The sequence below is a fragment of the Streptomyces sp. ME02-8801-2C genome (assembly GCF_033793965.1).
In the GTDB taxonomy this organism is placed as follows: domain Bacteria; phylum Actinomycetota; class Actinomycetes; order Streptomycetales; family Streptomycetaceae; genus Streptomyces.
In genome coordinates this window covers 102,810-124,136 of the sequence record NZ_JARAXP010000014.1, presented here as the reverse complement: position 1 = coordinate 124,136, position 21,327 = coordinate 102,810, and the positions used below count along the sequence as shown (strand labels likewise).

Here is a 21,327-nt window from a genome sequence, read left to right as displayed (position 1 = left end):
TTGTCCGTGCATGGGAACTCCCGGAGAAATAGGCCGAGTTCAGGCGGAGGCTGACGAGGGTCGCGATGATGACGGCAGGACGTACGCCTCCAGCCGCGACCCGCCCAGCAGGGCCGCCTCCACCGGATCGTCGGTCGGGGTGGTCGCCGCGTACAGCGTGTTGCCGTCGGGTCCGGCGACCAGACAGCTCAGGGTGCGTCGGCTGGTGGCGACCCGGTCCAGGATCGTGCCGCCCGGCCCGACCCGGACGCACTCGCCGCGCAGCGCGTTGGCGACCCACGCCGTGCCGTCCCGGCCCGGTGCGATGCCGTCGGGGGCGATGGGACTGGCGGAGCGTTCGGCGATCGCCCGGTGGTCGAGGAGCGCGGAGACGCGCCGGGTGATCCGGCCCAGCGGTCCGGGGTGGTTGAGGGACTTCCACAGGGCGGAGGGGATGAGCGGAGCCCAGGGCCGGGGCGGGCCCAGCCGTCCGTCGGGCAGTACGGGCAGTGCGGTGAGCCGCATCGCCAGGGTCTCGGCGACGAGCAGCGTGGACTCGTCGTCGAGGAGGAACATGCCGTTCGGGAAGACCAACGGCTCGCTCAGGCCCAGCAGTTCGCCGGTGGGGGAGATGCAGGCGAGGGAGGTCGTGGGCGGTCCCGGCGGGGCGTACAGCATCGAGTTGGGCCGGCGGCGGACGAAGCCGTGGTAGTCGAAGCCGAAGTTGCCGACGTAGGCGCGACCCTGCCGGTCGACGAACATGTCGTTGACGGGGCCCCCGGCGATGTCCTTGAGATCGGCGTGCGCGACCAGGGAGCCGTCCGGCTCCCGCCGGTAGACACAGTGCCCGTCCATGGAGACGACCAGCATCCGCCCGTCCGGCAGCCAGCCCAGACCTCCGGCCCGTCCGGGGACCTCGGCGACCGTCTCCGGCTCGCCACGGGTGTCCCAGCGGTGGACCGTCCCGTACGCGAGGTCGCAGAACCACAGGGCGTCGTCGTGCCAGCGCAACGACTCCAGGACGCCGAATCCGTCCAGAACGACTGTGGCCCGTGGCCGCACCCCTGCCTCCTGAGGCTGCTCGTGCCCGTTCGGTCATCGCTACCGTGACGCAGACGAGAGAAGTAAGTCAAGCGTCCTGGACAACTGACTTACTTCTCTTGGATCGGTTGGCTATTCTGACGGCCGAACCACAGCAGGTGGGACCGGTGCGGAGAGGAGAACGCGTGCCCCGCATGGCGGCGAGCGACCGGAGAGCGGAGCTGCTCGAGGCGGCGATCCGCGTCATGGCACGCGACGGCGTGGCGAAGGCCACCACCCGCGCGGTGGTCACCGAGGCGGGCATGACCCTCGGGGCCTTCCACTACTGCTTCGAGTCCAGGGCGCAGCTCCTCGAACTCGTCACGGAGACGCTCACCGAACGCTATGTCGCCGAGGTCCGAGGCCTGTTCGCCCCGCACAAGGAGATCCGCGACAGCGTCCTCGACAGCCTGCACGCGTTCTGGAAGGGCTTCGAGTCCAACCCCGGCGAGCACCAGATCAGTTACGAGCTCACCCAGTACGCGCTGCGCAATCCCGGCTTCGAGGACGTCGCGAGGAAGCAGTACGAGATCTTCCTGCGCGCCTTCGCCTCCCTGCTCGAACTCGCCGCGGACAACGCCGGAATCGAGTGGACGGAGCCTGTGCCGGTGCTCGCGCGGTACGTCCATTCGACGATCGACGGCCTCAACATGACCTGGCTCGTCGACCGCAACAGCGCCGACGGCCAGGCCGCCCTGGAACTGCTCGCCGATCACCTGCTCCTGCACGCACGGCCGGGCACCGCCACCTGAGTCCGGAAGCCGCTCGACCTGAGGGAAAGGGTGTCCGAATGGCGTTCGCCGACTACCAGAACGAGATCTATCTGAACGGCCTGGGCGGGGTCCTGCCCGCCTTCCCCATGGAGTTCGCCGGCCTGGCGGAGCGGGCCGCGGCCGCGCTGCCGCCGTCCGTCTGGTCGTACGTCGCCGGGGGCGCCGGCGACGAGCACACCCAGCGGGCCAACGTCGACGCGTTCGCGCGCTGGGGCCTGATCCCGCGTATGTTCGTCGGCGCCGCCACGCGTGACCTGACCGTCGAGCTGTTCGGCGCGACCCTGCCCTCGCCGGTGTTCCTCGCCCCCATCGGGGTGATCGGCCTGTGCGCCCAGGACGGACACGGCGACCTCGCGTCGGCCCGCGCCGCCGCCCGTACCGGTGTTCCGATGATCGCCTCCACCCTGTCCGTCGACCCGATGGAGGACGTGGCCGCCGAACTCGGCGACACCCCCGGTTTCTTCCAGCTCTACACCCCGACCGACCGTGCCATCGCCGAGAGCCTCGTGCACCGCGCCGAACAGGCCGGGTACAAGGGCATCGTCGTCACCCTCGACACCTGGATCACCGGCTGGCGCCCGAGGGACCTCGCGACCGCCAACTTCCCCCAGCTGCGAGGCCACTGCCTCGCGAACTACACCAGCGACCCGGCCTTCCGGGCGAGCCTGGGCCGATCGCCGGAACAGGATCCGCAGGCCGCGATCCTCCACTGGACCCAGATCTTCGGCAACCCGCTCACCTGGGACGACCTGACCTGGCTGCGCTCGCTCACCGACCTTCCGCTGATCGTCAAGGGCATCTGCCACCCCGAGGACGCGCGCCGGGTGAGGGACGCGGGAGTGGACGGCATCTACTGCTCCAACCACGGCGGCCGGCAGGCCAACGGGGGCCTGCCCGCCCTCAACGCCCTCCCCGGCGTCGTCGAGGCCGCCGGCGACCTGCCCGTCCTCTTCGACTCCGGTGTCCGCGGTGGCGCCGACATCGTCAAGGCCCTCGCGCTGGGCGCGACAGCGGTCGGCATCGGCCGCCCGTACGCCTACGGCTGCGCCCTCGGCGGCACGGACGGCATCGTCCACGTCCTGCGGGCTCTGCTCGCCGAGGCGGACCTGATCATGGCGGTGGACGGTTATCCGGCCCTGGAGGACCTCGTCCCCGAGGCACTCCAGGCGGTCTGACCGCCCGCCGGCCCGGTTCGCCAGGCGGGCGAGTTGTCGTAGGCCGGGTGCGGGTTCGATGTGGCTGGTCGCGCAGTTCCCCGCGTCCCTGTCGGCGCTGCCCGCACCGGGGTTGAACCGCTTCGCCGATACCGTGCCCGCTCGACCGGCCCGGCGTTCCCTCGCCCGACCCGGGACGAATTCCCGTTCGACCGATCGGTTGAACGGGAATTCGTTCCCCTGCCAAACGCACGCTCCGTACAGCCGACGCGAGGTTCCTCTCGCCCGCGTCAGGATCGAACTCCCAGCAGGATTCCCCCCATTGAGAGGCCCTCAGCGTGTCCAGTTTCCTCAGTCGACGACGTGTACTCGCCACCGGAGCCGGTGCTGCCCTCGGTGTCGGTGCGCTCGGTGCCACCGCGACCCCCGCCACCGCCGCAGCCTCGTCCTCCGGGTCACGTTCGGACGCGGGCCCCGAGGAGACCCGGACGCTCGACGAGCTGTACGAGGCCGCGCTGGCCGAGGGCGGCAAGCTCGTCATCTACTCGGGCGGCGACGTCGACAGCCAGGGCAACGGCATCCGCACGAACTTCTCGGCCCGCTTCCCGGAGATCGACCTCAAGGTGGTCGTGGACTACAGCAAGTACCACGACGTCCGCGTCGACAACCAGTTCGCGACCGACACCCTCGTCCCCGACGTCGTCCAGCTCCAGACCCTCCACGACTTCACCCGCTGGAAGGAGCAGGGCCGCCTGCTGCACTACCGGCCGGCCGGCTTCTCCAAGCTGTACAAGGGCTTCAAGGACCCGCAGGGTGCCTGGATGGCCCTCGGGGTCATCGCCTTCAGCTACTCGTACAACGTCGCCGCGGTCGGCGCCGACGCCCCGAAGTCCCCGCTCGACCTGATCGACCCGAAGTGGAAGGGACAGATCGCCTCGTCCTACCCGCACGACGACGACGCGGTCCTCTACCTCTTCAAGCTGTACGTCGACCACTACGGCTGGGACTGGGCCGCCAGGTTCGCCACCCAGGACGTCCGGTTCGCCCGCGGCAGCCACACCCCGGGGCTGGCCGTCTCCACCGGGCAGAAGGCGCTCGGCGTCGGCGGCTCGGGCTCCCTCCTGGCGCCGTCCACGGCACCCTCGCGGTGGGCCGTCGCCGAGGGGCACCCCTTCATGGCGTGGGGCCAGCGGGCCGCCATCCTGAAGCAGGGCCGCAACACCACTGCCGCCAAGCTCTTCCTCAACTGGCGGCTCTCCACCGCCCAGCAGACCACCGGCGCCTGGTCGGTACGCACCGACATCACCCCCACCGGTGGCCTCAAGCCCATCTGGGAGTACCCGAACGCGAACGTCGACGGCTTCCCCCGCTTCATGGCCGACCGCGCGCAGGTCGAGCGCTGGAAGCAGACCTTCGCCCTGTACTTCGGCGAGGTCAAGGGCGACCCGACCCCGGGTTCGCTGGGGCTCCACCCCGGCGCGTAGCCGACGGGCGGGGCACCTGCCTCACGCCTTCTCTTGACGTAGGTCATACAGGAGGTCGATAGACTCGGGTGCCCTGTTCGATTGGACCAGTCCGCCCAAGGGGATCTGCCGTGCCCGACCGTGTCCCCGTCCGTACGTTACTGAGGGTTCGCGGCGGTCGGCTCACGCTGAAACACATGTCGCATCTGGCGTTCTTCGTCATCGTCGTGTCAGCGCTGCTGCAACTCGCGCGGGTCAACAGCGAGTTGTGCTGGTACATCGCGACCGTCAGCGCGCTGCTCGCGCTCGTCTACACGGGCGGGGTGACACTGTGGGACCGGCTCGGCACGGTCGGGCGGGCGGCCTGGATCCCGTTGCTCCTCGCCCTGTGGGGCCTCCTTCTGCTTCTCGTCCCCGCCGCGCTCACCTCCGCCTTCGTGTGGTGTGCCCTGCCACTGGCGTGTGCCGCACAGAGCGTGCTCGGACGCCGGTCCTCGATCGTGGCGATCGCCCTGATCACCGTGGTCCTCGTCGCGGCACTGGCCGGGACCGACGGCGGGTTCGTGATCGACACCGTGCTGGTGCCGGTCGCGGCCGTCTGGGGCACCGTCGCCCTCTACCGCCTCCAGCAGCGGGACGCCGAGACACGCCGGCGCCTCGTCGAGGAACTGCGCGACACACGTGACCTCGTCGCCCGGCAGCAGCGCCGGGCGGGTGTGCTCGCGGAACGGACGCGTATCGCCCGCGATCTGCACGACACCCTCGCCCAGGAACTCGCCGGCGGGCTGATGCTGCTCCAGGCCGCCGAACGGGACTGGGACGAGCGCCCCGACACGGCACGCACACGGGTGCGCGCGGTGGCCGACGGACTGAGCACCAACCTCACCGAGACCCGCCGCATGATCGGGGACCTCACACCCTCCGCCGTCGCCGAGACCGGCCTCGAGGGCGCCCTGCGCGTCCTGTGCGCCCGCTCCCAGGCCGACGGGACGGCCGCCCGGGTGCGGTTCCGGTCGGTGGGCGACCCCCAGCACGCCCTCGACGAACACGCCGCCACCACCCTGTTCCGCGTCGCGCAGAGCACCCTCGCGAACATCCGCGAACACGCCCAGGCGGTGAACGTGCAGGTCACCCTCAGCCGACAGCGGCCGGACCGGGTGGACCTCGAGGTCAGCGACGACGGCATCGGACTCGACCCCGCCAAGATCCTCGGCCGCACGTCCACCCGGCCGGGCCGCGGTTTCGGACTGCCCGCGGCGCGGGCCAGACTGCGCGAGTACGGCGGTGACCTCGAGGTCAGCGGCGCCCCCGGCCGGGGGACCCGGATCCGGGCCACGGTCTGCGCGCGGCCCCGGCCGCAGCTTGCTCCCGGCCCCCAGGCCCCCGCCGACTCCGTCCCCACCGCGACGGCCCGATGACCGCGGATCCGCCCGGCGCGGCCGAGCCGCTGCGCGTCCTGATCGCGGACGACCACGCCGTCGTACGGGCCGGCCTGCGCGCGCTCCTCGAAGGCGAACCCGACCTCGACGTGATCGCCGAGGCGGGCAGCGGTGAGGAGGCCGTCGCCCTGGTCGCCAAGCTGCTGCCCGATGTCGCACTGATGGACCTGCGCTTCGGCGGCACCGGCGGCGGGGGCGTGATCGACGGCATCGAGGCGATCCGCCGGCTCGCCGCCGAGGCACCCGGGGTGGCCGTGGTGATGCTGACCAGCTCGGCCGGCCGGGCCGATGTGGTCCGCGCGCTGGAAGCGGGCGCCCGGGGCTATGTGCTCAAGGCGGGCCCGCCCGAGGAACTGTTCCGCGCGGTGCGCGGGGCCGCCGCCGGGGCGCTGGGACTGGCTCCGGAGATCGTCGGGGAGCTTGTCGGCCAGGTGGTCAGTCCCGAGCAGGAACTGAGCGGGCGCGAGATCGAGGTCGTACGGCTGATGGCCGAGGGGCTCAGCAACCGGGCCATCGCCGGGGCCCTGTTCCTGAGCGAGGCCACGATCAAGACGCATCTCGTCCGCGTCTACCGCAAGCTCAAGGTCGACAACCGGGCGGCGGCGGTCTCCGAGGCCGTGCGCAGGGGTGTGCTCGAACTGTCCTGACGGGCGCGCGAAGCCGGTGGCTGTCAGCGAACCGCCCGGACGCTCAAATGGCGGCCCCGGCTTGACAGGCGGACGATGGAGGGACGGGAGGGTCCGACAGCCATGGAGGGGGATGGGAGGCAGCAGACATGCTGGAGATCAAGACGGTCGAGAAGCCGGACGAGCGGCGCGACTTCCCCCGGGGACACCTCGAAGCCGTACACATGACCGGCCTCGACTTCGCCGTGGGAACCTTCGAACCGGGCTGGCGCTGGTCCGAGTCCGTGGGGCCCATCGTGGGCACGGAGAGCTGCGAGATCCACCACAACGGCTATGTCGTCCAGGGCCGGATGCGTATCCGCATGAACGACGGCGGCGAGAGCGAAGTGGGCCCCGGCGATGTCTTCGTGTGCCCCGCCGGGCACGACGCGTGGGTGGTCGGCGACGAACAGGTCATCCTGCACGACTTCGCGGGCGGCATGGCACAGGACTACGCGAAGGCACCGTAGGACCGACCGACACCCGGCTCACCACGACCATCACCACCGGGCTCACACCGGGAGCAACCGGGTGATCAGCGCGCCGAGTTGGCGTGCGTTGCGGCATTCACGCATCTCCACCAGCTCGGCGTACTCGGGCGCCGCGGAGTCGCCCGTCCCCCACTGGGACCGTCCCTCGGGGTTCAACCAGTAGACCCGGCGGGCCCGTTCGGCCAGTTGCCGTACGGCGGGCAGGTTCGGGTCGCTCATGTTCGTACGGGCGTCACCGAGCACGAACACGGTCGTGCGCGGGCCGACCGCGTCCGCGTACCGTTGCGTGAACTCGCCCAGCGCGACACCGTAGTCACTGCTGCCGTGCCAGCCCGTCAGCGTCGCCTCCGTGCGAATGCGGGCGCTCAGTCCGTCGGTGTCGGCGGCGCCGTGCACGAGCAGGCCGGTCACCTCGTCGACCCGATTGACGAAGGCGAACACCCGGACCTTGCTGAACTGGTCGTGCAGCGCCTGCACCAGCAGCATCGTGAAGTCGGAGAAGCCGGCCACCGATCCCGACACATCGCACAGCAGCACCAGTTCGGGCCGGGCGGGCCGACGCCGACGCAGTACGGGCCGCATCGGCACCCCGCCCGTCGACAGCGAGGCGCGCACCGTACGCCGCAGATCGATCGAGCCGCGCGCGGCCTTGCGGCGGCGCGCCGCCAGCCGGGTGGCGAGCTTGCGGGCGAGCGGCTGAACCGCCCTGCGCAGCTCGGCCAGTTGGGCCCGCCCGGCGACCAGGAAGTCGACCCGGTCGGCGGTCGGCGCGACCGCCCGCCTGGCGATCTCGTCCCGGCCGCGCCGCTCGGCGACCCGGCGTCGCGCCTCCGCGCCCACCAGCCGCCTGAACTCCTCGATCCGCCGCCGGATCTCGTCGTCGAGCAGCCGGTCGGCGAACCCCGGGTCCTCCGTCCCCTCACGAAGGTTCGTCCGCACCCGGGCCAGCAGTGTCTGCGGCCGGATCCGGTCCAGCGTCTGGTACGACGACCAGCCGTCCGACCCCGGCGAGGAGCCGTATCCGCCGAAACCGTCGACCGCCTCGGCGGCCAGCCGGGCAAGCAGCGCCTGGTCGTTGGCGGTCAGCGCGGCGGCGAGCCGGTCGCGCAGTTCCTCCCGCTCCGCGGGCTCGGTGCCGGGCGCGCCGACACCCCGGGGAAAGTACAGGTCGAAGACCGGGTCGAACACCGGTCGCTGGCCCGTGCCGTGCAGCAGGGTCGCAGCCAGCCCTTCGCGCAGCAACTCCCGGTCGGTGAACCCGAGTTCGGCAACCGCCTGGGCCGCGTCCACGGTCTCCCCGGTACCGATCCGGACACCGTGCGAACGCAGCGCCCCGACCAGCCCCGTCAGCCGTTCCGCGACATCGGCACCCGAACCGGCCCTCGCCGACCGCGCGTTCACCGGGTTCCTCCGAGGATGCCCCAGCCTTCAGGCCGGGGTGGGGGCACCTCCCGCTTGCGGGGGAGAATCGGACTCCTGCGGAGCAGGGCCGGAAGCGGGATTTCGCCTGCAGGGCGAAACACCGTCCACCGGATCGGGTAAGCCGCACGCCGTGCGTTGCGAGAACCAAGCGCGTACGCCGTGCTGATCGAGAACCAGGACAGCACATGCACCTCCAAGCTTTGCCGTATCAAACCGGGCTGGTTTCAACCCGGCTGGTGTTGATCGTGGAAGACCTGTCGGGTCGCTGACCTGCAGGCAGCGTGAGCCAGGAATCCCCCTGCTTCGGCTGGGGGAGGATTCAAATCGCGTCCAGGTCCAACTTGGCGCTCGCCTTGAGGACGTCGTCCTGGTGCTTGAGGAGAACACCCAGGCTGTCCCGTACGACCGTCTCGTCCAGCGTGTCCGCTCCCAGCGCCAGCAGGGTGCGCGCCCAGTCGATGGTCTCGGACACCGAGGGCACCTTGCGCAGGTCCATCGCGCGCAGCGCGCCCACCACCCGGACCACCGACTCGGCCAGCGCCGCGTCCAGCTCCGGCACCTTCAGCCGTACGATGCTGCGCTCCAACTCGGCGTCGGGGAAGCCGATATGGAGGAAGAGGCAGCGGCGGCGCAGGGCCTCGGACAGTTCGCGGCTGGCGTTGGAGGTGAGGACGACGAAGGGGCGGCGGGTCGCGGTGATCGTGCCCAGCTCGGGGACGGTGACCTGGAAGTCGGAGAGTACCTCGAGGAGCAGGCCCTCCACCTCGACGTCCGCCTTGTCGGTCTCGTCGATCAGCAGCACCTTGGGGTCGTCCCCGCGGATGGCGGTCAGCAGCGGGCGGGGGAGCAGGAACTCCTCGCTGAAGATGTCCGAGCGGGTCGCGTCCCAGGTCTCGTCGCGGCCCGCGCTGATCCGCAGGAGCTGCTTGGCGTGGTTCCACTCGTACAGCGCCCTGGACTCGTCGACGCCCTCGTAGCACTGGAGGCGGATCAGCTCGGCGCCGGCGATCTCGGCGACGGCCTTGGCCAGCTCGGTCTTGCCGACGCCGGCCGGGCCCTCCACCAGGAGCGGCTTGCCGAGACGGTCGGCCAGGAAGACCGTGGTGGCGACGGCGGGGGAGGCCAGATACCCGGTCTCCGCGAGGCGGGCGGAGACATCGGCGACGGATGTGAACAACGGGGCCTCCAGCGCCGGTGTGAACAGGATCGGATCTACTATCTAAGCGCTTGTTCACCGATCCTGTCACGCACGAATTGGTCACCCGGCCACCAGTACAACTTCCAGCGTGCGCGGACCGTGCACCCCCTCGACCCGGTCCAGCTCGATGTCACTGGTCGCGGACGGACCGGAGATCCAGGTCAACGGCCTTGTCGGGTCGAGGCGTTCGAGGGCCTGCGGCACGGAGGAGACGACCTGGTCGGGGACCCGGACCACGCAGATGTGGTGGTCGGGGACCAGGGTGATCCGACGGCGCCCCTGATCCGGGCCACCGTCCAGGACGATGGTGCCGGTCTCGGCGATGGCGAGGGCGCAGCCGGTCACCACGCTCTCGACCTTGTCGAGATCGTGGGCCGTACTCACCACCCGATCGTGAACGCGGGTGGGATCGGCGGCCGACATCCACTCGGGTGGCAGGCCCGGCGGGACGAGCACGTACTGGGGACCGCGTTGGGCGAGCAGTCGCATGATCAGATACGGCAGCTCATCAGGATCTGTGCGATGCACGATCGCCCGGTAGTCCGCCAGGTTCTCGGCGAGGAGTTCGACGGTCTCCTCGACGCTGCGGTTTCCGTGCTCGCGCAGATAGTCGCGGTCGACCGCCTGCTCGTACGGGGTGTCGTCGCGGGGCACGTCCGCGAGTGCGCGGCGCACCCGGCCCAGGATCAGGTCGCGGCTGTTCACTTGCTGGTGTCCTTTCCGCCGTTGGTGCGCTGCCACCAGTCACGGAACGGCTCCGCCGGTACGGCCGGCAGATCGCGGGTGGCGCTCCATGCCTTGCCGGGGCCGGGCAGCGTACGTGGGTGCAGTCGCCGGGTGCGGGAGGCGAGGCGTTGGCCCGTGCGCAGGGCGCCGGGGTGGCTGAACGCCCAGCGGGCGGCACGCATCGCGGCCCGCTCGGCGGCGTGGCCCTTCGCGGGCTTCAGGACGACCTTGTTGCCCTCCCGGGTGGCCGGCCCGCCCTCGACGACGCGCTCGCGCAGATGCACCAGCACCTCGGGGATGTCGATGGCGACCGGGCAGACCTCGTAGCAGGCCCCGCACAGCGAGGAGGCGTACGGGAGCGACGCGTCGATCTCGCTCTGGGTGCCCCGGAGTTGGGGGCTGAGGATGGCGCCGATGGGGCCGGGATACACCGAGCCGTAGGCGTGACCGCCGGCCCGCTCGTACACCGGGCAGACGTTCAGACAGGCCGAGCAGCGGATGCAGCGCAGGGCCTGGCGGCCGACCTCGTCGGCGAGGGTGTCGGTGCGGCCGTTGTCGATCAGGACCAGGTGGAAGGTCCCCGGGCCGTCGCCGTCCGTCGTACCCGTCCAGGTCGACGTGTACGGGTTCATGCGCTCGGCGGTCGAGGAGCGGGGGAGGGTCTGGAGGAAGACCTCCAGGTCCTGCCAGGTCGGCACGATCTTCTCGATGCCGACGACCGAGATCAGCGTCTCGGGCAGGGTCAGGCACATCCGTCCGTTGCCCTCGGACTCGACCACGACCAGGGTTCCGGTCTCGGCGACCATGAAGTTGGCGCCGGAGACGCCCACCTTGGCGCGCAGGAACTTCTCCCGGAGGTGCAGCCGTGCCGCCTCGGCGAGTTCGGCGGGCGTGTCGGTGAGGCCCTCGGGGGCCGGGCGGCCCCACTCGCTCATCTCGCGCGCGAAGATGTCCCGGATCTCACCCCGGTTGCGGTGGATCGCCGGGACGAGGATGTGCGAGGGGCGGTCCTTGCCCAACTGCACGATCAGCTCGGCGAGATCGGTCTCGTAGGCCGCGATGCCCTCGGCCTCAAGGGCCTCGTTCAGCCCGATCTCCTGCGTGGCCATCGACTTGACCTTGACGACCTCCGTCTCCCCGGTCATCCGCACCAGGTCGATGACGATCCGGTTGGCCTCGTCGGCGTCGGCGGCCCAGTGCACCACACCGCCCGCCGCCGTGACCGAATCCTCCAGCTGGAGGAGGTAGCGGTCGAGATGACGCAGCGTGTGATCCTTGATCCGCTTGCCCGCCTCCCGCAGCTCGGCCCAGTCGGACATCTCCGCGACGGCTTTCGCCCGCTTCCCGCGGATGGTGTGGGTGGCGTGGCGCAGGTTCCCGCGCAACGTCTGGTTGCCGACCGCCTCGTGGGCGGCCTTGGGGAAGGCCGGCATCCCGACGAACGTCCCGCTCATGCCAGGGGCTCCTCTTCCGTGCTCGCCAGGATTTCCGCGATGTGTACCGGCCGCATGCCGACGCTGAGCCGGGTCATGGTGCCGCCGATGTGCATGAGACACGAGTTGTCGGCGGCGCACAGCACCTCCGCGCCCGTCGACTCGGCGGCGCGCACCTTGTCGGCGCCCATCGCCGCCGAGACATCGGAGTTCTTCAGCGCGAACGTGCCGCCGAAGCCGCAGCACTCGTCGGCGCCGGGCAGCTCACGCAGCTCCAGCCCCTTCACGGCCTGAAGCAGCCTGAGCGGCCGGTCGGCAAGCCCCAGGCCGCGCAGCCCGTGGCAGGTCGGGTGGTAGGTGACGGCGTGCGGGTAGAAGGCGCCCACGTCCGTCACCCCCAGCACGTCCACCAGGAACTCCGTCAGCTCGTACGTCTTCGGGACCACCGGTGCCAGGGCGACCGCGAGACCGTCCCCGCGCCCCTCGGCCCGTGCCCGTTCACCCATCCGCGGATACAGCTCCCGCACCATCGCGCCGCACGACCCGGAGGGCGTGACGATCGCGTCGTACTCCCCGAATACATCGGAGAAATGCCGGGCGAGAGGCTCGGCCTCATGCCGGTACCCGGTGTTGTAGTGCGCCTGCCCGCAGCAGGTCTGCGCCATCGGGAAGTCGACCTCGACACCCAGCCTGGTCAGCAGTTTCACTACGGCGCGGCCCGTTTCCGGATACAGCGTGTCGTTGACACAGGTAAGGAACAGGGCGACACGCATCGCGGCTCCTAGCGATCGATCATCGGATGAGTGCAGAGTACGCGGAGGTCGCGCGGTCGGGGAATCCCCGTCTCACCGGGTGTCGGTGAGACGGGCCTCCGCCGCCCGCCAGGCCCCCGGGTCGCCGGACGGCTCGTAACGGGTCAGCGGCTGGGTACGGGCGAGCAGCCGGCGCATGTCCGTACGGTCGCCGACGAGCCCGTGGGCCCTCGCCTGGACGAGGACGTTGCCGAGCGCGGCGGCCTCCGCCGGACCCGCCACCACCGGCAACCCGCAGGCGTCGGCGGTGAGTTGGCACAGCAGGGCGTTGCGCGTCCCGCCCCCGACGATGTGCACGGCGTCCACGTCATGCCCGGCGAGCCGCTGGGCGTCGGTCACCGCCCGCCGATGTGCGAGGGCGAGGGAGTCGAGGATGCACCGCGTGATCTCGCCCGGGGTCTGCGGCACCGGCTGCCCGGAGGCACGGCAGGCCTCGGCGATCCGCTCCGGCATCCGTCCGGGCGCCAGGAACGCCGCGTCGCCCGCGTCCACCACGGACCGCAGTCCGGGCGCCTCGGCCGCCGCCCGCAGCAGGTCGCCCAGCTCCGGGTTCCCCCAGGCCCGTACGCACTCCTGGAGCAGCCACAGCCCCATGATGTTGCGCAGATAGCGGACCGTGCCGTCGAGCCCCAGCTCGTTGGTGAAGTTGGCGGCCCGGCTCTCCTCGGAGAGCACCGGCGCCGCCAGCTCCAGGCCCGCCAGGGACCAGGTGCCGGTGCAGATGTAGGCGAACCGCTCGTCCACGGCCGGCACGGCCGCCACCGCCGAGGCGGTGTCGTGCGAGCCGACCGTCGTCACCGGCACCGGCCCGGTGAGCCCGGTCTCCTCCAGCACCTCCGCCCGCAGCACGCCCGCAGGATCCCCGGGCTGCCGAAGCGGCGCGAACAGCCCGAGATCGATGTCCAGCTTCCGCGCGATGTCATGGGCCCAGTCGCGCGTGCGCGGGTCGATCAGCTGGGTGGTGGAGGCATTGGTCAGCTCGGTGCCGGCCTCGCCCGTCAGCCAGTACGTCAGCAGATCGGGGATGAGCAACAGCCGCTGAGCGGCGGCCAGTTGACGGGTGTCGCGGGCCGCCGTCAGCTGGTAGAGGGTGTTGAAGGGCGCGTACTGCAACCCGGTCGCCGCGTACAGCTCGGCGGCCGGGACGGACGCCCACACCTTCTCCGCCACACCCTCGGTACGGGCGTCGCGGTAGTGCACCGGGTTGCCCAGCAGGGCCCCGTCGGCGTCCAGCAGCCCGTAGTCCACGGCCCAGCTGTCGATGCCGACGGAGTCGAGTTCTCCCCCCGAGTGGACGCCGGCCGCCCGAAGCCCGTCGAGGACACCCCCGTACAGTGCGAGCACGTCCCAGCGCAGCCCCTCGGGCACCCGCACGGGACGGTTCACGAACCGGTGCGCCTCCGCCAGCTCCAGCGTGTCCGGCCCGACGCGGCCGACCATGACGCGTCCACTGGACGCGCCGAGGTCGACCGCGGCATACGACTTCAAGGTGCGGCTCATCGCAGGAAGGCGGCGGCGACGCCGGCGTCGACCGGGACGTGCAGCCCGGTGGTGTGGGTGAGCTCGCCGCCGGTCAGCGCGAACACGGCGTTGGCGACGTGCTCGGGCAGCACCTCGCGCTTGAGGATGGTCCGCTGCGCGTAGAACTCGCCGAGCTTCTCCTCCTCGATCCCGTACGTCGCCGCACGCTGGGCACCCCAGCCGGCCGCGAAGATCCCGGAACCACGCACGACACCGTCGGGGTTGATGCCGTTGACCCGGATGCCGTGCTCGCCCAGCTCGGCGGCGAGCAGCCGCACCTGGTGCGCCTGGTCGGCCTTGGTCGCGGAGTACGCGATGTTGTTCGGCCCTGCGAAGACGGCGTTCTTGGACGCGATGTAGACGATGTCGCCGCCCAGTTCCTGGGCGATCAGCACGCGAGCCGCCTCACGTGAGACGAGGAACGAGCCGCGCGCCATGATGTCGTGCTGCAGGTCCCAGTCGCGCGCCGAGGTCTCCAGCAGCGGCTTGGAGATGGAGATCCCCGCGTTGTTGACGACGAGATCGACCCCGCCGAAGGCCAGTACGGCGTCCTTGAACGCCTCCGCGATCTGCTCCTCGGACGTGACGTCCACGGTCACGGCGACGGCCTTGTCCGGGCCACCCAGCTCCTCGGCCACAGCCGCCGCGTTCTCCGCGTTGAGGTCGGCGACGACGACACAGGCACCCTCGGCGACCAGCCGCTCGGCGATGGCCTTCCCGATGCCGCTGCCCGCCCCCGTCACCAGCGCGACCCGGGTGGCCAGCGCCTTCGGCTTGGGCATCCGCTGGAGCTTCGCCTCCTCCAGGGCCCAGTACTCGATGCGGAACTTCTCCGACTCCTCGATCGGCGCGTACGTCGAGACCGCCTCGGCCCCGCGCATCACGTTGATCGCGTTGACGTAGAACTCGCCGGCCACCCGCGCGGTCTGCTTGTCCTTGCCGAAGCTGAACATGCCCACGCCCGGGACCAGCACGATCGCGGGGTCGGCGCCACGCAGCGCGGGGGAGTCGGGCAGCGCGTTGCGCTCGTAGTAGGCGGCGTACTCCTCGCGGTACTCGGCGTGCAGCTCCTTCAGCCGCGCGATCGCCTCGTCCAGCGGAGCGGAGGCCGGCAGATCGAGAACGAGCGGCCTGACCTTGGTACGCAGGAAGTGGTCCGGGCAGGAGGTACCGAGGGCCGCGAGCCGCGGGTGCTCGGCACGCGACACGAAGTCCAGCACGACGTCCGCGTCCGTGAAGTGCCCGACCTGCGGCTTGTCCTGCGAGGCGATGGCCCGCACGTACGGGGCGAGCGCGGCGGCCCGATCCCGCCGCTCCTCCGGCGCGAGGGCGGCGTACCCGTCGAGCACGGGGCCGAAGGGTTCGGCCTTGCCGCGCTCGGCGAGGAACGTCTCGGCGGTACGGATGATGTGCAGCGAGTTCTTCTCGCACTCCTCGGCGGTGTCGCCCCAGGCGGTGATGCCGTGCCCGCCGAGGATGCACCCGATCGCCTGCGGGTTCTCGGCCTTCACGGCGGCGATGTCCAGCCCGAGCTGGAACCCGGGCCGCCGCCACGGCACCCACACCACGCTGTCCCCGAAACACTCGGCGGTCAGCTTCTCTCCGTCGGCCGCGCAGGCGAGCGCGATACCGGAGTCGGGGTGGAGGTGATCGACGTGCGCGGCGTCGACGAGCCCGTGCATGGCGGTGTCGATCGACGGCGCCGCCCCGCCCTTGCCGTGCAGGCAGTAGTCGAACGCGGCCACCATCTCGTCCTCGCGCTCCACCCCCGGATACACACCCTTGAGCGCGTGCAACCGGTCCAGCCGCAACACGGCCAGCCCACCTTCGGTAAGGGTCCCCAGGTCACCCCCGGACCCCTTGACCCACATCAGCTCCACATCACCACCGGTGACGGGATCGACATCGGTCCCTTTCGCGGACGTGTTACCCCCGGCGTAGTTCGTGTTCCGGGCGTCAGCACCAAGCCGACGAGACCGAGCAATGAGGGCAGCGGCTTCAGGATGGGTTGCCATGCGAGATCAATCCTTACGTGACGTTTTCGAGAAAGGGCGGGGGAGGTGTTTCAGGGGCGCGGGGAACTGCGCGACAAGCCACGACGAACCGGCACTCCGCAACGAACGGAACCCGGCAGCCGCTCACGCCCCCCAACCGGCCTGCTCCCCACCAACCCGCTCCGCAGCAATCTTCGAACCCCACCCGGACCGCGCATACGCCGCGATCGGATCCCCGTCCAACCCCAGCTCCTCCCGAACCTCCACCAGCAACGGCCGAACATCCGTGTTGTACGCGTCCATCAACACCGCGTTGGCAGCAAGAACGTCTCCGGCCCGCTGAGCCGCCGCCAACGCCGACGCGTCAACGAGCAACGCCTTCGCCGTAGCCTCCTGCACGTTCATAACCGACCGGATGATCGCCGGAATCTTCGCCTCGATGTTGTGGCACTGGTCCAGCATGAACGCCACGTCGGGCGAGAACCCCCCGCCCCGGATCACCTCGTACATGATCCGGAACAGCTGGAACGGGTCCGCCGAGCCGACCATCAGGTCGTCGTCCGCGTAGAACCGCGAGTTGAAGTCGAACGCGCCGAGCTTCCCCTCCCGCAGCAGCGTGGCGACGATGAACTCGATGTTGGTGCCGGGCGCGTGGTGCCCGGTGTCGACGACGACCTGCGCCTTCGGTCCGAGCTTGAGGCAGTGCGCGTACGCCGTGCCCCAGTCCGGGACGTCGGTCGTGTAGAAGGCCGGCTCGAAGAACTTGTACTCGAGGAGCATCCGCTGGTCGTCGCCGAGCCGCTCGTACACCGCGGCCAGGGCCTCGGCGAGCCGGTCCTGCCGGTCGCGGATGTCGTCCTGGCCGGGATAGTTCGTACCGTCGGCGAACCACAGCTTCAGATCGGCGGACCCCGTCGCGTCCATGATGTCGACGCACTCCAGCAGATGGCCGAGCGCCTTGCGCCGAACGGCCGCGTCCGGGTGGCAGATGCTGCCGAGCTTGTAATCGTCGTCCTGGAAGGTGTTGGAGTTGATCGCGCCCAGCTTGAGGCCGCGCTCCTGCGCGTACTTCGACAGCGCGGCGTAGTCCTCGACCTTGTCCCACGGAATGTGCAGAGCCACGGTCGGGGCCACTCCGGTGAAGGCGTGCACCTGCGCGGCGTCGTCCAGCTTCTCGAAGGGGTCGCGGGGAACGCCGGGCTGCGCGAACACCTTGAAACGGGTCCCCGAGTTCCCGTAGGCCCACGACGGGGTCTCGATGGCCTGGGTCTTGAGAGCGGCCTTCACCGCGCTGAGCTCGGTCACTTCGGGACTCCTGTGACATCGGGTCGGCTCGACTGCTGGGTAACAGCATGCGGAACGACGTTCTGATGAAACGATTCAGAACGGGAAGCTATGAGTCACCCGGAGGGGTGTCAAGTCCTCTGACCGATTCGGCCTACCGTGACTTGCCTGTGACCTTCGATTATCGAAAAAATTTCGACACGGACCCATTGACGTGACATGTCTGCCATGCCTAACGTCCCGGCAACCCAGTTGAAACCTTTCACGACGCCGTGAGGGCCGTGCCACCGGCGTCGTCGAGGAGCCCTCATGACCCACCCGTCCGACCCGGGGCCGGCCCCAGTGCTGGCACTCAAGGACATCTCGAAGTCCTTCGGTGCGGTGCGTGCCCTGCGGGACGTCTCCCTGGAGCTGTTCCCCGGCGAAGTGCACGCACTCGCCGGCGAGAACGGCGCCGGCAAGTCGACCCTCATCAAGACGCTCGCCGGAGTGCACCGACCGGACACCGGCCAGGTGCTGCTCGATGGCGCGCCCGTCGCCTTCCACGGCCCCGGCGACGCCCGCGACGCCGGAATCGCCGTGATCTACCAGGAGCCCACGCTCTTCCCGGACCTGTCGATCGCCGAAAACATCTTCATGGGCCGCCAGCCCCGGCGCGCCCTCGGCCGGATCGACCACAAGGCCACCCACGCGGCGACCGCCGCCCTGATGCAGCGCCTCGGTGTCGAACTCGACCCCGACCGGCCCGCACGCGGCCTGTCCATCGCCGACCAGCAGATCGTCGAGATCGCCAAGGCGCTCTCCTTCGACGCCCGCGTCCTGATCATGGACGAGCCGACCGCGGCCCTCACCGGCAGCGAGGTCGCCCGCCTCTTCGGCGTCGTGCGCACCCTCCGCGACCAGGGCGCCGCCGTCCTGTTCATCTCGCACCGGCTGGAGGAGATCTTCCAGATCTGCCAGCGGGTGACGACCCTGCGTGACGGCGCCTGGATCGCCAGCGAGCCGATCGACGGCATGACCGAGGACGATCTCGTACGCCGTATGGTCGGCCGCGACCTCGACGAGCTCTACCCGAAGCAGGACGTGCAGGCCGGCGAGGTCGCGCTCAGCGTGCGCCGGCTGACCCGCGAGGGCGTCTTCACCGACGTCTCCTTCGAGGTGCGCCACGGCGAGATCGTGGGCCTCGCCGGACTCGTCGGCGCCGGCCGCACCGAGGTCGCCCGGGCCGTCTTCGGCATCGACCGCTGGGACGCCGGCGAGGTCGAGGTGGACGGCAAGGTCCTGACGAACGGGGCGCCCTCCACGGCCATGGCCGCCGGGCTCGCCCTCGTCCCCGAGGACCGCCGCGCCCAGGGCCTGGTGATGGACATGTCCATCGAGCGGAACATCGGCCTCACGGGCCTCCGTACGACCGTCCGGGCCGGCCTCATGGACCGGGGCGCCGAGCGCAGCCGCTCCCTCGACTGGGCCGTCAAGCTCCAGGTGAAGTACGCCCGCATCGCCGACACCGTCAACACGCTGTCCGGCGGCAACCAGCAGAAGGTCGTCCTCGCCAAGTGGCTCGCCACCGGCCCCCGGGTACTGATCGTCGACGAGCCCACCCGAGGCATCGACGTCGGTACGAAGGCCGAGGTGCACCGCCTGCTCAGCGAGCTGGCCGCCGACGGGGTGGCCGTATTGATGATCTCCTCCGACCTGCCCGAGATCCTCGGCATGGCCGACCGCGTGCTCGTGATGCACGAGGGCCGCCTCGCCGCCGAGATCCCGCGCTCCGAAGCAACCGAGGAAACGGTGATGGCCGCAGCCACCGGGAGGGCCGCCGCATGACGGTGACCGCTCCCAACCCCGCTCCCGCAGCCGAGGTGCCCAAGTCCAGCGGCACCCGACTGGTGGACCGCGTGTTCAAGATGCGCGAACTCGCCATCCTCGTCGTCTTCCTGGTGATGATCGCCATCACCCAGGCCGGCAACAGCGAGTTCCTGTCCGAACAGGGCATCAAGGACCTGCTGCTGAACGCCACGATCCTGGTCCTGGTCGCCACCGGTCAGTCCCTCGTGGTCATCACCCGCAACGTGGACCTGTCGGTCGGCTCCACCCTCGGCATCAGCGCCTTCGCCGCCGGCGTCTACCTCCAGGACGGCGGAAACCCCGTCGTGGCCGTACTCCTGGCCATCCTTCTCGGCATCGGCTTCGGGCTCCTCAACGGGCTGCTCGTCAGCTTCGGCCAGGTACCCGCCCTCGTCGTCACCCTCGGCACGCTCTACATCATCCGCGGCATCGACTCCATCTGGGTCGGCTCCCGGCAGATCACCGCGGCCGACCTCCCGGACGGCTTCGTCGACTTCGGCTCCGGCGGCATCTCGGCGGTCCCCTACCTCGCGCTGATCGCGCTCGCCGTACTCGTCGCCACCGCCTACTACCTCAGGCAGTTCGGCAGCGGCCGTGAGCTGTACGCGCTCGGCTCCAACCCCGAGGCCGCCCGGCTCGCCGGCATCCCCGTGCGCAAGCGGATCCTCCTCGCGTACACCTTCTGCGGCGCTCTCGCCGGACTCGCCGGCGCTCTCTACCTCGCGCGCTTCGGCAACGTCGACTCCAGCACGGGCAACGGCTACGAACTCACCGTCGTCAGCGCGGTCGTCGTCGGCGGTGTGGTCTTCACCGGCGGCTCCGGCAGCGTCTACGGTGCCGCGCTCGGCGCACTGCTGCTGACCTCCATCAACAGCGTGCTGCCCGCCCTCGGCGTCAGCTCGGTGTGGGTCATGGCCATCAACGGCATCCTGCTCATCCTCGCCATCGCGGTCGACCGGGTCGTCGCCCTGCGCGTGGCGACCGCCCTGAAGAAGAGGAACGCCCGCCATGGCTGACTCACCGCTCGCGCGTGCCATCCGCGGGTCCTCCCTGAAGAGGTGGGACTCCGCCGTCGGCGCCCTCCTCGTCGTCGTCCTCCTGCTGTCCTTCGGGTTCGTGGACGGGTTCGGCAACGGGCTCAACCTGTCCTTCCTGATCGGCAACACCCTGCCGATCGCACTCGTCGCGCTGCCCATGACCCTGCTCGTCGTCTCCGGTGAGATCGATCTCTCGGTCGCCTCCACCGCCGGCCTGTCCGGCGCGGTGATGGGCGCTCTGTGGAACCAGGGCCTGACCATCGAGATGATCATCCCGATCTGCCTGGTCCTGGGCGCCGTCTGCGGGCTGGTCAACGGGCTGCTCGTCACCCGCCTCGGGCTGCCCTCCCTCGCCGTCACCATCGGCACCATGGCCGCCTACCGGGGCATCGCACAGATCGTGCTCGGCTCCGACGCGGTGACCGACTTCCCCACCCAGTACCTGGACTTCGCGGCCGGACGTATCGGGGACACCTTCATCCCGTACGCCCTGTTCCCCTTCCTGGTGCTGCTCGCGATCGCCGTGGTCGCACTGCACGCCACCCCGTTCGGCCGCTCGCTCTTCGCGATCGGCGCGAGCGAGGAGGCCGCCCGCTTCGCGGGTATCCGGGTCAAGCGGCAGAAGCTGATCCTGTTCACGGTGACCGGCCTCACGGCCTCGCTCACCGGGATCTTCTGGGCGCTGCACTACGCCAGCGCGCGTTATGACAACGCGACCGGGCTCGAACTCTCCGTCATCGCCGCGGTGTTGCTGGGCGGCATCGACTTCGACGGGGGCAAGGGCACGCTGGGCGGCGCGATCGCGGGAGTTTTCCTGCTGGGTGCGCTGCAGAACGTGATGAGTCTTCAGGATGTCTCGGCTCAGTCGCAGATCGTTGTGACGGGCGTTCTGTTGGTGCTTTCTGTGCTGGGGCCTCGGGTTGCTCGGCAGGTTTCTCTTGCCAGGGCGTCACAAAGGCTCACCTAGCAGGCCGTTCGAACGCTGCGGGCCTGCTGTGGCTGGTCGCG

The 21,327-nt window shown here is 70.4% G+C and carries 18 protein-coding genes; 9 read left to right on the top strand and 9 right to left on the bottom strand.

All coding sequences use genetic code 11. The features are described 5' to 3' along the window. Positions 1-39: 39 nt before the first annotated feature. Positions 40-1,041: an SMP-30/gluconolactonase/LRE family protein gene (locus PV396_RS34905; protein WP_319211568.1), complete on the bottom strand. Its 1,002-nt coding sequence runs from the start codon at positions 1,039-1,041 to the stop codon at positions 40-42. A 173-nt stretch (positions 1,042-1,214) separates the two neighbouring features. Here PV396_RS34905 and PV396_RS34900 point away from each other — a divergent pair, with 173 nt between their 5' ends. The 6 genes from PV396_RS34900 (at position 1,215) to PV396_RS34875 (ending at position 7,023) form a co-directional block, all read left to right on the top strand. Next, positions 1,215-1,811 carry a TetR/AcrR family transcriptional regulator gene (locus PV396_RS34900; RefSeq protein ID WP_319211690.1) on the top strand — a complete coding sequence of 199 codons (597 nt, stop codon included), beginning with the start codon at positions 1,215-1,217 and terminating at the stop codon, positions 1,809-1,811. 38 nt (positions 1,812-1,849) lie between these two features. Next, entirely contained in the window at positions 1,850-3,007 is a 1,158-nt protein-coding gene (locus PV396_RS34895) for a lactate 2-monooxygenase (RefSeq protein ID WP_319211566.1), read from the top strand. 317 nt (positions 3,008-3,324) lie between these two features. Then, positions 3,325-4,470 carry an ABC transporter substrate-binding protein gene (locus PV396_RS34890; RefSeq protein ID WP_319211564.1) on the top strand — a complete coding sequence of 382 codons (1,146 nt, stop codon included), beginning with the start codon at positions 3,325-3,327 and terminating at the stop codon, positions 4,468-4,470. A gap of 176 nt (positions 4,471-4,646) precedes the next feature. Next, a complete protein-coding gene (locus PV396_RS34885; RefSeq protein WP_319211562.1) occupies positions 4,647-5,867 on the top strand; it encodes a sensor histidine kinase in 1,221 nt (406 codons plus the stop codon). Next, on the top strand, positions 5,864-6,535 hold the full coding sequence (locus PV396_RS34880; protein WP_319211561.1) for a response regulator transcription factor: 672 nt from the start codon (positions 5,864-5,866) through the stop codon (positions 6,533-6,535). Before PV396_RS34885 ends, PV396_RS34880 begins: the two co-directional genes overlap by 4 nt. A gap of 128 nt (positions 6,536-6,663) precedes the next feature. After that, positions 6,664-7,023, top strand: coding sequence for a cupin domain-containing protein (locus PV396_RS34875; protein ID WP_319211559.1), 360 nt, complete (start codon positions 6,664-6,666; stop codon positions 7,021-7,023). Positions 7,024-7,065: 42 nt separating this feature from the next. Here PV396_RS34875 and PV396_RS34870 read toward each other — a convergent pair whose 3' ends face one another. From PV396_RS34870 to rhaI, 8 genes are all read right to left on the bottom strand, one after another. Next, entirely contained in the window at positions 7,066-8,445 is a 1,380-nt protein-coding gene (locus PV396_RS34870; RefSeq protein ID WP_319211557.1) for a vWA domain-containing protein, read from the bottom strand. Between the two features lie 340 nt (positions 8,446-8,785). After that, positions 8,786-9,643, bottom strand: coding sequence for a MoxR family ATPase (locus tag PV396_RS34865; protein WP_319211556.1), 858 nt, complete (start codon positions 9,641-9,643; stop codon positions 8,786-8,788). 81 nt (positions 9,644-9,724) lie between these two features. Further along, entirely contained in the window at positions 9,725-10,369 is a 645-nt protein-coding gene (locus PV396_RS34860; protein WP_319211554.1) for a lactate utilization protein C, read from the bottom strand. Then, positions 10,366-11,844 (bottom strand): LutB/LldF family L-lactate oxidation iron-sulfur protein, encoded by a 1,479-nt coding sequence (locus PV396_RS34855; protein WP_319211552.1) that lies wholly within the window; start codon positions 11,842-11,844, stop codon positions 10,366-10,368. The genes PV396_RS34860 and PV396_RS34855 overlap by 4 nt, the downstream gene beginning before the upstream one ends. After that, positions 11,841-12,596 carry a (Fe-S)-binding protein gene (locus tag PV396_RS34850; RefSeq protein ID WP_319211550.1) on the bottom strand — a complete coding sequence of 252 codons (756 nt, stop codon included), beginning with the start codon at positions 12,594-12,596 and terminating at the stop codon, positions 11,841-11,843. Before PV396_RS34850 ends, PV396_RS34855 begins: the two co-directional genes overlap by 4 nt. Before the next feature lie 72 nt (positions 12,597-12,668). Beyond that, positions 12,669-14,135 carry a rhamnulokinase family protein gene (locus tag PV396_RS34845; protein ID WP_319211549.1) on the bottom strand — a complete coding sequence of 489 codons (1,467 nt, stop codon included), beginning with the start codon at positions 14,133-14,135 and terminating at the stop codon, positions 12,669-12,671. Next, positions 14,132-16,171 carry a bifunctional aldolase/short-chain dehydrogenase gene (locus PV396_RS34840; protein WP_319211547.1) on the bottom strand — a complete coding sequence of 680 codons (2,040 nt, stop codon included), beginning with the start codon at positions 16,169-16,171 and terminating at the stop codon, positions 14,132-14,134. Before PV396_RS34840 ends, PV396_RS34845 begins: the two co-directional genes overlap by 4 nt. A 123-nt stretch (positions 16,172-16,294) precedes the next feature. Then, positions 16,295-17,455, bottom strand: coding sequence for an L-rhamnose isomerase (gene rhaI / locus PV396_RS34835; protein WP_319211545.1), 1,161 nt, complete (start codon positions 17,453-17,455; stop codon positions 16,295-16,297). Between the two features lie 288 nt (positions 17,456-17,743). Here rhaI and PV396_RS34830 point away from each other — a divergent pair, with 288 nt between their 5' ends. Genes PV396_RS34830 through PV396_RS34820 form a run of 3 tightly spaced genes read left to right on the top strand, consistent with a single transcriptional unit; the run spans position 17,744 to position 21,286 of the window. Continuing rightward, positions 17,744-19,261: a sugar ABC transporter ATP-binding protein gene (locus tag PV396_RS34830; RefSeq protein ID WP_319211543.1), complete on the top strand. Its 1,518-nt coding sequence runs from the start codon at positions 17,744-17,746 to the stop codon at positions 19,259-19,261. Beyond that, positions 19,258-20,298 (top strand): ABC transporter permease, encoded by a 1,041-nt coding sequence (locus PV396_RS34825; protein ID WP_319211541.1) that lies wholly within the window; start codon positions 19,258-19,260, stop codon positions 20,296-20,298. Before PV396_RS34830 ends, PV396_RS34825 begins: the two co-directional genes overlap by 4 nt. Next, on the top strand, positions 20,291-21,286 hold the full coding sequence (locus tag PV396_RS34820; RefSeq protein WP_319211539.1) for an ABC transporter permease: 996 nt from the start codon (positions 20,291-20,293) through the stop codon (positions 21,284-21,286). The genes PV396_RS34825 and PV396_RS34820 overlap by 8 nt, the downstream gene beginning before the upstream one ends. Positions 21,287-21,327 lie beyond the last annotated feature (41 nt).

Coding starts and splice junctions, on each gene's coding strand:
- PV396_RS34850 (WP_319211550.1), bottom strand. CDS start 12,596: ATGCGTGTCGCCCTGTTCCTTACCTGTGTCAACGACACGCTGTATCCG.
- PV396_RS34875 (WP_319211559.1), top strand. CDS start 6,664: ATGCTGGAGATCAAGACGGTCGAGAAGCCGGACGAGCGGCGCGACTTC.
- PV396_RS34840 (WP_319211547.1), bottom strand. CDS start 16,171: ATGGCAACCCATCCTGAAGCCGCTGCCCTCATTGCTCGGTCTCGTCGG.
- PV396_RS34895 (WP_319211566.1), top strand. CDS start 1,850: ATGGCGTTCGCCGACTACCAGAACGAGATCTATCTGAACGGCCTGGGC.
- PV396_RS34830 (WP_319211543.1), top strand. CDS start 17,744: ATGACCCACCCGTCCGACCCGGGGCCGGCCCCAGTGCTGGCACTCAAG.
- PV396_RS34820 (WP_319211539.1), top strand. CDS start 20,291: ATGGCTGACTCACCGCTCGCGCGTGCCATCCGCGGGTCCTCCCTGAAG.
- PV396_RS34845 (WP_319211549.1), bottom strand. CDS start 14,135: ATGAGCCGCACCTTGAAGTCGTATGCCGCGGTCGACCTCGGCGCGTCC.
- PV396_RS34900 (WP_319211690.1), top strand. CDS start 1,215: ATGGCGGCGAGCGACCGGAGAGCGGAGCTGCTCGAGGCGGCGATCCGC.
- PV396_RS34855 (WP_319211552.1), bottom strand. CDS start 11,844: ATGAGCGGGACGTTCGTCGGGATGCCGGCCTTCCCCAAGGCCGCCCAC.
- PV396_RS34880 (WP_319211561.1), top strand. CDS start 5,864: ATGACCGCGGATCCGCCCGGCGCGGCCGAGCCGCTGCGCGTCCTGATC.
- PV396_RS34825 (WP_319211541.1), top strand. CDS start 19,258: ATGACGGTGACCGCTCCCAACCCCGCTCCCGCAGCCGAGGTGCCCAAG.
- PV396_RS34885 (WP_319211562.1), top strand. CDS start 4,647: ATGTCGCATCTGGCGTTCTTCGTCATCGTCGTGTCAGCGCTGCTGCAA.